Annotated in this window: 11 protein-coding genes and 1 pseudogene; 11 read left to right on the top strand and 1 reads right to left on the bottom strand. The window is 59.7% G+C overall.

Features of this window, described 5'->3' with window-relative positions:
- Window positions 1-10: 10 nt before the first annotated feature.
- From EPL00_RS21410 to EPL00_RS21360, 11 genes are all read left to right on the top strand, one after another.
- Window positions 11-340, top strand: a complete 330-nt coding sequence (locus EPL00_RS21410) for a helix-turn-helix transcriptional regulator (RefSeq protein WP_135855234.1) — start codon at window positions 11-13, stop codon at window positions 338-340.
- Window positions 337-729, top strand: coding sequence for a hypothetical protein (locus tag EPL00_RS21405; protein ID WP_135855233.1), 393 nt, complete (start codon window positions 337-339; stop codon window positions 727-729). Before EPL00_RS21410 ends, EPL00_RS21405 begins: the two co-directional genes overlap by 4 nt.
- A gap of 145 nt (window positions 730-874) precedes the next feature.
- Window positions 875-1,273, top strand: coding sequence for a helix-turn-helix domain-containing protein (locus EPL00_RS21400; protein WP_135855232.1), 399 nt, complete (start codon window positions 875-877; stop codon window positions 1,271-1,273).
- Window positions 1,274-1,362: 89 nt separating this feature from the next.
- Window positions 1,363-2,271, top strand: a complete 909-nt coding sequence (locus tag EPL00_RS21395) for a hypothetical protein (RefSeq protein ID WP_135855231.1) — start codon at window positions 1,363-1,365, stop codon at window positions 2,269-2,271.
- A gap of 424 nt (window positions 2,272-2,695) precedes the next feature.
- On the top strand, window positions 2,696-8,308 hold the full coding sequence (locus EPL00_RS21390) for a hypothetical protein (protein WP_135855230.1): 5,613 nt from the start codon (window positions 2,696-2,698) through the stop codon (window positions 8,306-8,308).
- Between the two features lie 740 nt (window positions 8,309-9,048).
- Window positions 9,049-9,285 (top strand): hypothetical protein, encoded by a 237-nt coding sequence (locus tag EPL00_RS21385; protein WP_135855229.1) that lies wholly within the window; start codon window positions 9,049-9,051, stop codon window positions 9,283-9,285.
- Between the two features lie 120 nt (window positions 9,286-9,405).
- Complete coding sequence (locus tag EPL00_RS21380) at window positions 9,406-9,783, top strand: hypothetical protein (protein WP_135855228.1); 378 nt, start codon at window positions 9,406-9,408, stop codon at window positions 9,781-9,783.
- A 62-nt stretch (window positions 9,784-9,845) separates the two neighbouring features.
- Entirely contained in the window at window positions 9,846-10,427 is a 582-nt protein-coding gene (locus EPL00_RS21375) for a hypothetical protein (protein ID WP_162224299.1), read from the top strand.
- 171 nt (window positions 10,428-10,598) lie between these two features.
- Window positions 10,599-11,243 carry a hypothetical protein gene (locus tag EPL00_RS21370; RefSeq protein ID WP_135855226.1) on the top strand — a complete coding sequence of 215 codons (645 nt, stop codon included), beginning with the start codon at window positions 10,599-10,601 and terminating at the stop codon, window positions 11,241-11,243.
- 16 nt (window positions 11,244-11,259) lie between these two features.
- Window positions 11,260-11,700 carry a hypothetical protein gene (locus tag EPL00_RS21365; protein ID WP_135855225.1) on the top strand — a complete coding sequence of 147 codons (441 nt, stop codon included), beginning with the start codon at window positions 11,260-11,262 and terminating at the stop codon, window positions 11,698-11,700.
- 404 nt (window positions 11,701-12,104) lie between these two features.
- On the top strand, window positions 12,105-12,686 hold the full coding sequence (locus EPL00_RS21360; RefSeq protein ID WP_135855224.1) for a hypothetical protein: 582 nt from the start codon (window positions 12,105-12,107) through the stop codon (window positions 12,684-12,686).
- Here EPL00_RS21360 and EPL00_RS21355 read toward each other — a convergent pair.
- A pseudogene (locus tag EPL00_RS21355) lies at window positions 12,686-13,030 on the bottom strand (hypothetical protein); the annotation flags it as partial. The gene EPL00_RS21360 and the pseudogene EPL00_RS21355 overlap by 1 nt on opposite strands.
- Between the last annotated feature and the right edge of the window lie 3 nt (window positions 13,031-13,033).

The following is a 13,033-nucleotide window of genomic DNA, read 5'->3' as shown; positions in this document are numbered from 1 at the left end:
GAGTCCGGCGATGAGCGCGGACTCTCCGTCCGCGGGGGACCTGCGAGCGTTCGAGCGCGACCTGCTGTACGCGGTGCGTGCGCTCGAACACGATAAGGACACCCCGCCGAAGGGACTCGCGATCAAGTCGCGGCTTGAAATCGAGTACCCCGAGGAGGTGAACCATTCGCGGCTGTACCAGAACCTCGACAAACTGGTGGAACGCGACCTCCTGCAGAAAGCGGAGAAGGATGGGCGGACGAATGAGTACGGGACGACCGACGCCAGCAAACAACTTCTCGAAGCGCATGCACAGCGCCGCGCGGATGCGGTCGGCCTGCATGGAGGTAGCTCGAAATGACGCACGCTATCGAGGAGGTCGGCCCGGATCTCTCGGAAGCCATTCCCGAGACGTTCGATGTGTGCGATAACTGCGGTACACCAACGATTCAACTCTCTAGTCACACCTGTCCGGATCCGGAGACGGTGGACGACCCGACGCGCGAGGATCTCGATGCACGTATCGAGAACGACCGCTACCCAGAACGCGAAACAGTTCTCGTCATTCGTTCGACGGGCCAGCGGTCGTATGCCTACCACGAAACCAACGAGAACGACAACCCGCTGTGCCCGGTTGACCACGACGACCTCGCGCAACTCTCCCGCAGTGAAGCCCAAGCACAGCGGTACGCGCCGTGTCAGTTCTGTCAACGCATCCGCGACGCTAACCGGGAGGTGACCGACCGATGAGTACGACGACGACGCTTGAGGATGGCGAGTGTCCGGCGTGCAAGGCACCAATTTGGGCCATTACCGCCGATAGTCCCACGGAACACACCCTCCAACCCTGCGGTTGCACACTTCCCGCGGGTTCTCCCACGGGAGGTGACCGGCGATGAGTCAGTCGTCGTCGCTCACCGAGACAGCGGCCAACCTCACGAGCTACAAACGCGACCTCCTGCTGGCGACCTACCGCGCGAACCAACAGCACGACACTCCGGTTGGGACGGATGTCAAGGACGAACTGGAAGCGCTCGGTCAGACCAACACCGAGGGCGGCCAGTTCTATCCACGACTCAACGAACTCGTCGAGCAGGGGTTCCTGACGAAGAGCGACCACCCTGACGACGCCCGCGGATTCACCTGCGACCTCACCGAGGAGGGCCGGATTCTCCTTACCCAGTTGTTTGTGCGGAACGCTGCCTCACTCGATATCGACGTGGCCGAGTTCGAGTTGCCCGCCGACCCATCGTGTCCGCGACAGCGACGCCTACACGGGAGAACACGCGGGTAGCCCAGACGCCCCCTTGTTCGCTCCTCTTCGCGCGCATGCACGCCTAGCGGTATCGCCACCGAATCACCCAAGATCACTCCCGAGAACCGATGACCACCGACACCCCCACCGACGAATCGCAGACTCCGGCCGACGAACAGCTTGACGAACTCATTGACCAACGCATTCAGGAAGCGACCGCCGACCTCCGAGAACAGATTGCCGACCTCGAACGCGAAGTCGAGGACCTCCGCAACGAACTAGCCACCGAACGCGAGGCGCGTCGCGAGGCCGAAGCACGACTCGCCACCGTAGAGGAGACAGTCGAAGGCGAACACGACGCGCGATTGAGCGCCCTCGAAGCGAAAGCGAACGGCACACGGTCGATGATCGCGGAACTCCAATCACGGGAACTCGAAAAAAGCGCCCACCTCCAGTACGAGAACGTCGAGCCGAACATCATGGACGAGCTTCTCGACGTGGATGGTGAGCGTGTCGAACGGATTACGAAAGACGACGGCAACCACTACGCCCGCCTGCCCGGCGAGGAAGACGCACTTAATCGCGGTGGCGCAGTCGCCCACTCGACGGCCGACCTGCTACCGCTCCAACGCCTCGCTCGCTACGATGATGAAATGCTCGCGAGCGTTACCAACCGCAAGCCCGACGAGCTAGCCGCGAAGGCGTGGCGGGAGCGTGACGATCCCGGCCGATACCAGTTATGGACGAGCGGCAGTAGCGGGTGGCGTGTCTACCTCAAATCCTCGGACCTCGCGGATTGGATTCGTGCGAACGAAGAAGGCGTGTCGAAGAACTATGCCCAAGAATTGGCACGGCGCACCCTCGACGCGATGGCCGAGTTAAGCAAGCACCGGCTGATTACGACCCAGAAGAAACGCAGGTCGGACGGCTTGAGTTACAAGGAGAACGTCGTCGTGTTGACCGAAGACGCCGACCTGCCGGGCGAACCGTCGCTCGGTGAGTCGGACGCTCCGGCAACAGACGAGGTGGCCGGATAACGGCGTGGCCGGACCCCCACACACCCCGAGAGGGCGATAACTCTCACGCAAACACTCGTACTCGGCCGCGGTCTGGATCCGTCACGACATGCAGCCCACCCCAAACGGTGGCTCCTCGTGGCGGTGACACGGTACGCTTACTCGTACGTCTAGTAACTCCAGCGGTGTCCAGCGGTAGATACGGAGAGGGTGAGGGAGCGGTTCGACCGCCAACAGCGTTTGTGGTCGGACGAACCTACAGGGGTACGGCATGTGCGAACAGGGATGGGTATGTCTTCGGACCGACGTTCTTCTCTGTGCGTTACCTTTCACGATACTTATTTCCCCCTCGTAACATTAGATGAATATCAGGACGATGTCTGGGCCTGTTATCTCTCGGCGACCATCGGAGCTTGACACTGACACGGTGGTGAGCGAGGAGGGCGTGACGGTCGTCGTCGGCGCACCACACATCGGCAAGACCGAGCGGTTCGATGATCTCGCCGACGAGGCCGAGCTTACTTGCGTCGACTCACTGTCAGCCGCTGACGAATCCACTGGACCTGTGGTCGTCGATGACTTCTATACCGCCTACCAGCACGCCACCCCCGATGACCGCCGGGAGTTCCACAACACCCTCGCGGACGCCAGCCAACTCTGTCTCTCCACCCGGCCGCGTGACCTCGACTGGCTCTGTACCACTGACCTTGATACCGACGCTAACGGTGAGACGGACGCCGACTCTACCCTTGATACCTCTTCTACAGCCGACCACGACCTTGCCACTGTACTCCGCGAGGCGCTTGACACTCTCATTGTTCTCAGTCACCCGTCCGATACCCCTCAGGACTGGGAGGGTGTCGACGAGTCGGTGTCTGCCGACACGCTCGAAACGTATGCCGACCGACTCACGTACGACTACGCCCTTGACTCCGCCGGGTTGCTCGCTGGCCGCCTCGCCGACGCGACATACGGCCCGACGCTCGTCCCGCCGGTCGCACTCGCGCTCACGGCCGACACCGACACGGCCACACAGGGATGGCCCACCGGCTCACTCCGCGAATACATTGGCGCAACCGGCCTGTCGATGGCGACCACGCCGTTCAAAACGCTCGGCGAGAAAGCTGCCGAGTACGCACAGGCAATCACGTCCGGCGAAGTCACGGTTGAGGCAGATATCGACCGTGAGACAGTCGCCGACCTCGCCGAAAGCGCAGCACCAACTGCCGTATCCGCACTCTCCGGGTCGATGCCGTTCGTCGTCGCATTCGGCCTGCTGTTGTGGCGTGCCAACCCCGGCAATGACATGGCCGATCTTGCAGACGACCTCTTCGACCACTTGCTCGACGACCGCCTCACACCCCTCGACAAAGCCCGGCTCGAAACCGGCCTCGGCCTTCCGCCGCGAACGCTCGACACGCTCGACAGCATCGACGACCACGTCGAAAGCCAGTTCATCGACGCGTTCGCCACCCTGCCCGCGCTCCAGTCCGACGTTGAAACGATGCAGGCAGACCTTCGAGATCACCGCGACCGACTCGAAACTGTTGAGGATGAACTCGCCGACCTCACAGACGAAGTCTACGGCCGCCGCGAGAAAGCGACCGAGGGTCTCGCCCACCTCGAAACCCGCCTCCAGAACGAAGAGGAGGTCCTGCTTGGTGAGCGCGTTCACCCTGATGATGTCGAGTATTTGCCCGACGAAGACGGTAACGAAGTCGACCAACTCCGCGACCGACTTGAAGACGACACAACGGATGTCGTGGTTCTCCGCGGCCCGCACGGGTCGGGCAAGACTACTGCTGCCTACAAAGCCTGCCGGGAGCTTAGCGACGATAGTAACTACGAAGTGCGACTTCCTCGGTTCGGTGAAGCGACCACAGTCGAGCAAGTGATCGAGTCGAGTGATAAGCACACGATTCTGTACGCGAACTATCAGACGGAGGTTGGTCTCGGCGCGGCCGGTGACAACGAGCGGCAAGTCGAAGTCGGAACGGTAGCGAGTGGGCAACAACTCCGCGAACTCCAGAGTTGGTCGTGTGACCACGGCACCGTCGTTATCGAGTGTCGCGACGAACTCCATAACTCGTTCGCCGACAAAGCCCCGAAAAAATTCGCGCAAGCGGAGCGCGACACCCGTGAAGACGCGGCGACTATTACGTTCGAGCGGTTCGACAAAAAAGCCGACGCCGTCCGCGAGACCACCCGATGGGCGTTGGACGTTCTCGATTACGAGGGCGAGTACGAGGCAGTCGTTGACGAGGTGGTAGCCCTCGCTGATGGGAACATCGAGATAGCGAAACTCGCCGCTCGCTACGCCGCCACCGAAGGCGAGCAACTGTCGGCGTTCGGCTCCGCGATGGAACTCGTCCACCACGACGTCCAGCCTGTACTCGACGCTGACGCCGACCATGGCGATGTTGGCGAGATATACGAGCAGGTGTGTGTCACGCCAGGCGTTCAGACGCGTGAACTCGGGGACCTGTTCGAGGGGAACATCACGAAGTGTGCGAAGACGCTCGCGGGCTACCTCGGGGGTGACATCACTGACGCCGAAAACGCAACCGACGATGCGGACGACGGAGAGACGGCCGCGGGGTGGCACGATTACGGACCGTCGGATACCACCATGTCCGTGAACCCGGAGGACTCGTGGCGACCGCGACCGATAATCTATGGCCGAGCCGTCGTCGAATACGAAGTCTTCCGAACGACTGCTGGCAACGTCCAACAGGATCCCAGTGAAATTGAAGAAGACCTTGACAAGTATCTCCAACGGTACGAAGCAACGGACAACCCCGAGTTTGCGCTTGTCAGACTCGCACGGAGTCTCGGTGGTCTCTACGGGAGGGCGCGACAACGCGACGCCGACGACCTCGCCAACGCTATCTATAAGGTCGGCGTCAAATGGCTTCTTACGGACGGTGTAAACGACCGGCTCGCCATCTCGGACGACATGGACGACGAGGGAGTCGCCCGCCGGAGCGATCTGTTCGTCCGCACGATACGGACGCTCCTGTTCCACGACGTTCCCGTTCCGGCGACCATCTTCGAGCAAAACAACGCGCAATTCTTTATCAGTGCCCGGATAGAAGCCGACCGAGTAGACACAGACCCGACTACTGTCACCGAGACCTTGCTCGCGTACGCGCTAACGAACAGTCGAGACATCGGTCCCGAGCAGTTAACTGCACTCCAGTCACTACTCCCGGAACTCGCCACCGCGTGTAACGACGCGTTCAACGAAGACCCCAGCCAGTTTCTGGCGAACGTGTACGCGATGGCGCTCTCGAATCTCGCGGACAAGTCGGTAGACCCGGACGGGGAGGCAGTTACAGAGTGGGTGGACGATCTGGAAGAGCGGGCGCAAGCAATGGCGGGCCGCCATGACGTCCACAACGACTCGGCGGGGCAGTTTCTGGCGAACGTGTACGCGATGGCGTTCTCAAATCTCGCGGACAAGTCGGCGAACCCGGACGGGGAGGCAGTTACAGAGTGGGTGGACGATCTGGAAGAGCGGGCGCAAGCAATGGCGGGCCGCGATGACGCCCACGATCTCCCAGCGGGGCAGTTTCTGGTGAACGTGTACGCGATGGCGCTCAAAAAGCTCGTGGACAAAGAGGCAAACCCGGACGGGAAGGCGGTCACAGAGTGGGTGGACGAACTAGAGCAACGAGCGAACGTGATGGCGGGTCGTAACGACGCCCACGATCTCTCGGCGGGGCAGTTTCTGGAAAACGTGTACGCGATGGCGCTCAAAAAGCTCGTGGATAAAGAGGCGAACCCGGACGGGAAGGCGGTCACAGAGTGGGTGGACGAACTAGAGCAACGAGCGAACGTGATGGCGGGCCGCGATGACGCCCACGATCTCTCGGCGGGGCAGTTTCTGATGAACGTGTACGCGATGGCGCTAGAATTCCTTGCGACTAAGTCGGCGGACCCGGACGGGGAGGCGGTCACAGAGTGGGTGGATCATATCGCGGAACAGGTAGATGAGGTGGCGGCCAGCGACACTCATTCCAAGGCTCAGGTGGAGTTCGTCGCGTGGACGTACGGGTTCGGTGTGGCACAAGTCCTCTCGGGCGAGAGCGACGGGGCGACCGCGTGGGGGCAGACAATCGTAGACCACGCAGTCGAGACGCTTCCCCACTCGGAACTCAACACCATCTATGACGCGGCACACGCGGGACTGAGGCAGGAACCAAACCCAGATGGTCTGGTGTGGTTGGTTGACGACGTTCTCAACCGGACGGCCGAAGCGGAGTCACCAATCAGGGAGACACGCGAGCAGCGAGTGGAATTAGTCAGTGGATTCGTCGCGGACATCGCCGAAAATACGTGGTCGGCGGCACAGCGTGACGGCTTCGAGTCGGAGGTGTTTCGCGCCATTATAGCACGCGTCGGCATGACGGCAGAACCTAGCGTCGAGTTCTTCCACGATGTGGTGAGTCGGGTGGCCGATAGTCTCGTAGACGCCGACACCGACGACGCTGACACAGGTGCCGGGGCGTCTGGGGCGTGGCTGGCACGAGTCTACCCCACGGCGCTCGCGGTCGTCGCCGACGCCGACTCGATCACGTCGGACGACCTCGATACTATCCACGAGCAAGGCCGAGACACACTCGAAGACGCAAGCAGGATTACGCTGGCGGAATACCATGCACGGGCACTCGGCAGAGTCCCAAGAGATGCCGTGGCGGATTGGCATGACCGAGCGGCCACTCGTGCGTGCAACGACCTTGGCGCTGACGCGCCGACGGCTCTCTACCGAGTTGGCCTCCAGCACGTCCGTGATGGAAATCCCTCGATAGCGATGAGGTGTCTCGCAGGCGTCTGGCGTACCCGAGACGTACTCAGCGATGACGCGTCGACTGTCACCGAACGGGTGGGCGTCGGCTATGCTGCACACCTCGCACTCGACATCGGTGACGCCGATGTGGACGCAGCGGACGTTCTTGACGCGCTTCCCGACGAGACGAACGACCATCCCGCGGCGGTACGGACGGTCGCAGCGGTTCTCGACGACCGCGAGCCAGCTGTGACGCCCGACGAACTACGTGCGGGCATCAATTCCGACGCCGACAGTCACTCGCTCACCGACCTCGAAACGCTCGCCTACAGCAACCTACTAGCAGAACTAACACGGACACCGCGCGACGACTACGAAACTGCCCTCAGACTCATCGCCCGCGACGGTGACGCTCAAACAGTTATCTCGCTACTCGGTGATGTTTGGGAGCAATGCGACGAGGTTGAGGAGGACAGCGACGACTACGTGGCGGTTCTCTCGGGGGGTGTCCTGCTCGCCGCCCACACGCCGGTCGTCGGCCCGGACGTAATCGACGCCGACCCGGACGCTATCCGTGAGACTGTCGCCCCGCACCGTAGCCGTCTCTCCGACCCAGTTCAAACACTCTTCGACCTTCTCCGTGGAGAACAGGACGCAGTTGACCTCGACGCGCTCCGGGTGGATGTCGATACTGATAGCGACGAACTCGACATTGCAGACCTCGAAACCCATGTGGTCGCCCAACTGGTCGAAATTCTCCAGTCTGCACCCGAAACTCCCGATGTCTGGGAGGTATACGAGACTGCACTCTCTGCTATTGTGGAAAACGAGGCGCAGGACGCGGTTGCGGCGTTGGTTCGTCTCTGGGAACAACGCGACGAGATTGAGGAGGACAGCGACGACTACGTGGCGGTTCTCTCGGGGGGTGTCCTGCTCGCCGCCCACGCGCTGGTCGCCGGCCCGGACATAATCGATGCTGACCCGGACGCTATCTGTGAGACTGTCGACTCGCACCGTGACCGATTCCCGGATTCGATGCGGACGCTCTTGGCGTACCTTGCCGACGACGCGCCGGACGCCGACCCCGAGGAGATGCGGGAGCGTGCCGATACCGACGACCCCGAGTTCGAAGACCTCGAAACATCCGCTGTCGCAGTCGTCCTCGACATGGTGATGCGTCACGATGAGGATGTACAGGGCGACGAGACAGAAGCCTCGACCGCAGCCGCCGAGACGGATTCGAACGTCCGCGAGGACTCTATGGACTGACGTTGCCGACTATCCCGAGTGTGGCGGTTAAACCAGCGGCGAGAGCGTCGTCTGATTGAAGGGTCGCTAAGTGGCGTACGCCGACACCGACGACGAGACCGTGCGAGTCGAGACCGACATCGAGCAACTCCTCACGGGAGTACAGGTTGAACTCTCCGGAGCAAAGGGGACATGTTGGTGTGGCCAGGTGTTGTACGACGGACATTGTGTCACGGTGTACGCGTAACGGACCGCTGGGCACGACGAGTGGAATCTTCCGCGAGTCTACTGTCGCGACTGTAACAGCGGGGAAATCGAGACGCTAACGCTTGGCGCAACCGAGGCCGTCGCGACCGCGTTTCTCGGCGTGATGCAAGTGGCGGCTTCGCAAAGTACGCGATTAGCGTTGACGGGCGTCGAAGTCAAAGAGTACAGCGGGCCAGACGCCGGAAGCAACGCGTAGCGCGCAAATCGGGTGGAGGCTACTCTCTCGACTGCTGGTTTTCGCTAGTTAGTCCGGTCAACGTAAGAGTAGAGACGGACGGTGGCTTTCGCTAACCAATGGAATGAAGTTTCGGCAGGTGATTCATTGGTTAGCGAAGCTGCTGATGCAGTTCGCTTTTGCTTCTCTACGACTACGCGAGTGTTTTCCGAGCGAGAGGAATCCACTGAGGCACCCTACTAACCAATGATGGCTATCCAATAGACGGCGTCATTGGTTAGTAGCGATACGGCCCGGCGCTCGAATCGGACAAGTAAGCGTGGTCGAGGAGTTCGTCCCGGCTGCAGCAGCCGGACTGGCGAAGTCGGGAGACGAGTACACGGGTAGGAAGGCGACGCCCAGCGAACGCAAGAAGGTCGTCGCGTTCGAGTTGGGGACGCTCTACGAGTTGGCAGTGTCTTCTGAGGTAATGAACTCTTTATTCGGAGTAGCGGTTTACTGCATTGCTCCAGCGTTGGATATAGTTGAGCGTCTTTTTCGGACTTCCCTGTGGTGACCGTGAATAGCAGGTGTCCAAGTTGCGGAGTGGTTATATTACGGAATAATCTCGGCGCACCTGACATACCTAATTAGAATAGAAAGCTTTTAGCTGTAGTTTCCCTATTATTCAGATACAATGGCAGAGCAGGGTGACACCCCCGAGACAGAAGCTACAGATAGTAACGAAATAATTGAGAAACTACCATATCAGCCTCCAGTAACCCTTGAGTGGGAAGGACAGATTGTCCGTGTTACGGCATACGACGGTTACGCAGGAAAAGTCGTGTTTGAGGAACTTAGCAATAATCCGACAGTGAAGTCGAATTCACTCAAGAAATTTTGGGAGTCACACCGACAAGAAAAGATTCGGAAAGTAGAGGCGCAGTACGTCGGGGAAGACGAAGTAGTCATTAAGAAAGATGTTCTATATCAGGTGATGGATTCAGTATCCAACTCCGCAGCGGAACCAATTCAACAGTTGATTAGCGAGAAAGGGAAGTGCCGTAGTCGTTAGATAGCCGTTTTGTCAATTGACGGGAGATCACGAATAGCTTGAATATCTCCTTAAATATGAGCGTGATTCGGCATACTGACGGTAACGATTTTTTCGACGAGGCACAGTACGACGAGTGGTCGGTCCGCCTCGGCGGGCCATCCGCTTCGACGCGGACACTCCTCGCCGTGTCCGGCGACAAGGCCAACGTTGCCCGCCTCTCGGTCGGCAACTGGCTTTGGCAGACGCGAGATCGCGCCTCGCGGCCGGGAATGCGCCGTCTCGAAACCCGCCGTGGTCGGGTCGCCGAACTACGAGAATGTCGAGACGGCGAGTACGTCGCGCTCGTAGACTTCGGCACCGAACTTGCCCGCGTGGACGCCCGGCGCGTCGCGGTCGATGTGGCGACCGAGCAGGCGACGTGGACCACCGACTGTCCCGACGCGATGGACTACGACGACCGCCACTCAACCCGCTGGGTAGACGTACGCGCTCGCTCAGACGTACCCGAACCCGGCCACGTTGACGACCTCGCATTCGAGAAGATCGAGGGGCGTGGGTCGCGCAAGACCGTGAACGCGTTCCTCGAAGGCCCCGAGCAGTACAACGGGCGAGACGTGCCGCTTCCGGGCGTCGATTACGGCCGCGCGGAGGGGTGTGTGTAGCCATGCCCGTCGAGTATCGGATTGGCGACGCGCTCGAAGCACTCCGAGCGATGGCCGACGAGAGCGTGTCTGTCGTGCAAGTAGTCGGTTTGAGCAGCAGAAGTAGTTAAGAATAAGTACCTAAATAGAATAGAAATATTTTAGGGAGAGGCTTTCGGTTATCCGACTGCGATGGAGGACGAAACTTGCCCAGACCTCTACTGCCGTCGTCCAACACTCTTCGAGGAGGCCCAGAACGCAACGAAGGACGATCACGTCGTAATCAACCGGTCCGCTCCACTCCGTGTCGAAGATCGGCACGAGTTCGTCGGCGATATTGGACTAATCTGCCTGCCGAAAGGCCAACCCCTCTGTAAGATTGCGTCACGGTGGCCGGTTCTCGTATTCGCCCAAGCAGGCACTGAAACCATCTACTACCGGACGTGGAATGGCCGAGAATATAGCGACCTGCAACCAGTCAAAAACTTCTATCACGTCACCATTCGAGGAGACGCTTCATGGGTTCCGGACCCGCCAGCAAAGCCCTACAGGCAGGCGTTCGAGGTATTCTGGGAGATGCACGATACTCGCGACGAGCGCGCCAGCAAAGTGCAGGAGATCCAAGCAAACTCAGACACGTTCGTTGGGACGGTCGTGCAGGCTGACTCGCCACTCATCCTCGACAATGGCGAGCAAACCATCACTATCGAAGAAACCGAGGTAGACCTCGCTCTCGGCGACCGAGTCCGTGCGAACGGTCGAATCGTCGAAGACGAGAGCAATGTCCGGATAATCGCCGAGAGTGTTGAAGCGGTAACTGATGAAGCCGAGAACTAGCAGGAATGAGACAAGCATGAGCAAAACCGAACAGAACGCCGACGAGAACGCCAGTACCGAGGAAAGGACTAACCTGCGATTCGGCAAGGACGCGCCCGACGAAAGCGACCCTTGCGAAGGCGACACCCACATGGGTTCTCCGGTCGTCATGACCGCGGTCGGCCATCGTGACGATCCCGTGCGAGAAGCGAAAGTCTGCTCGGAGTGTCAGACGGTCCACGACGAAGGGACGTGGGAGAACGCTCGCGGTGTCGTGGTCGAGGGCGAGAGTGAGACGCTGGCCCGACGGACGAACGTCGAGACCGACCACGAAGAGAGTCATGAGATTCCGCTGGCGGACGTGCTGGACGACATCGCGGTTCGGGTGACTCACGCGGGGATTCGTGACGGCGAGCTATTACTCAAGACTCAGAAGCAAGCGAATCGACCGCTAACGGTCGAGAACGAGCAGGAGTGAGACAACCATGACCCAGAACCAAACCCGTACCGAGGAGGAGGACGACGAAGAAGGAGGTAATGGGACGTGCGAGATGTTTGATGTTGACGACGAGGGACGGATGGTCGCCTGCGACCAGGATGGAAGTCCTGTTCGACAATCGTCAACTGGTATGACTATAACTGCATGCCCGAGACACGCCGAGGAGTTACGGTCGGAAACCGATCCGGCACTAAGCCGAGTCAGCCTGAGGGAGTTACTTCGCGACCTGACTGGGCGATGGTGAGAGAATCGTTGAGTTGGAATAGAGTGGCAGTGAGAATCCTTGCTCTTGATTCACCTTGGATTCCGGTGAACCGCCCCTACTTTAGTACCTAAATAGAATAGAAAATCTTATGAGTGAGACTCCCGATTATACAATTACGATGAGCGGACCCAACACTACCGATGAAGGCTCGACGAAAGAAGAGGCGAACACGGACAAATTTACTGGAACCATTGTCGAGGAGCGAGACGGTTTGACCCTCATGAACAGCGATGGAGAAAGTATGGAAGTAGTCGGAGCAGTCAAGAGTATTACTGAGGCGGATACAACGAAACTTGGTCGGAAACTGCGAGTTGAGGGACAAACCACTGAGCAACCTCCGAACGGACGTATGGAGGCTGAAACAATCATCGACCTGACTGCTAAGAGAGAAGAAGAACGGGCAGAAACCGGGCCCAACAAATGTGCTGAGTGCGGTGAGGAGTGTAAGACTGTCAATTTAGTATCTATAATTGATACGAAGGAAGTGAGGTCCGGACCACGCGCTCGCCCTACTGGAGAATATCAAAGAGTCAGCGAAGAGGTCTTTTCGTATCGACTACCGTTGTGTGAGTCGTGTAGGGACGAACAGCTACAAATTATTGTCACACCCTTCTTGAGAGACCAATACCCAATAAGGATAGAAATGCTTATGAGAGTAGCTCTCTATTATCCAAATAGACCGGGTGAGGCGAGAGCCTAGTGGCTGCCCTGGACGCGGAGATCGTGCGTGTTCAGCGCGTCCCGAACGCGGGTGTCGGGAAGCCACGAGTGCATCGCCTCCCGCTGGAGGAAGAGGTCGTCGTAGGCCTCCACGTTGGGGAGCCCGCTCCCGAGGTACGGGCGGATGCCCGACTGCGTGTGTTCCTCCGGGAACGTCCCGAACTGACCAGGAACGAAGACGCCGTAACTGGCCGACACCGGCCCATGCGTCTCGGAATCGAGGTGCTGACCGAGGGCGTGTGGGATGGCGTTCCCGCTCACGCAGTACGGATGGCCGATGTAGTCCATCCGCAGTTCCCACAGAACTTGCTGAATCGCCGTCATCGG

The organism is Halorussus salinus (assembly GCF_004765815.2).
Taxonomy (GTDB): domain Archaea; phylum Halobacteriota; class Halobacteria; order Halobacteriales; family Haladaptataceae; genus Halorussus; species Halorussus salinus.
This window is presented reverse-complemented; position numbering and strand designations above follow the sequence as displayed.

Excerpts from the sequence above, each read along its gene's own strand:
- EPL00_RS21400 (WP_135855232.1), top strand. The coding sequence starts at position 875 with ATGAGTCAGTCGTCGTCGCTCACCGAGACAGCGGCCAACCTCACGAGC.
- EPL00_RS21365 (WP_135855225.1), top strand. The coding sequence starts at position 11,260 with ATGAGCAAAACCGAACAGAACGCCGACGAGAACGCCAGTACCGAGGAA.
- EPL00_RS21380 (WP_135855228.1), top strand. The coding sequence starts at position 9,406 with ATGGCAGAGCAGGGTGACACCCCCGAGACAGAAGCTACAGATAGTAAC.
- EPL00_RS21370 (WP_135855226.1), top strand. The coding sequence starts at position 10,599 with ATGGAGGACGAAACTTGCCCAGACCTCTACTGCCGTCGTCCAACACTC.
- EPL00_RS21410 (WP_135855234.1), top strand. The coding sequence starts at position 11 with ATGAGCGCGGACTCTCCGTCCGCGGGGGACCTGCGAGCGTTCGAGCGC.
- EPL00_RS21405 (WP_135855233.1), top strand. The coding sequence starts at position 337 with ATGACGCACGCTATCGAGGAGGTCGGCCCGGATCTCTCGGAAGCCATT.
- EPL00_RS21360 (WP_135855224.1), top strand. The coding sequence starts at position 12,105 with ATGAGCGGACCCAACACTACCGATGAAGGCTCGACGAAAGAAGAGGCG.
- EPL00_RS21395 (WP_135855231.1), top strand. The coding sequence starts at position 1,363 with ATGACCACCGACACCCCCACCGACGAATCGCAGACTCCGGCCGACGAA.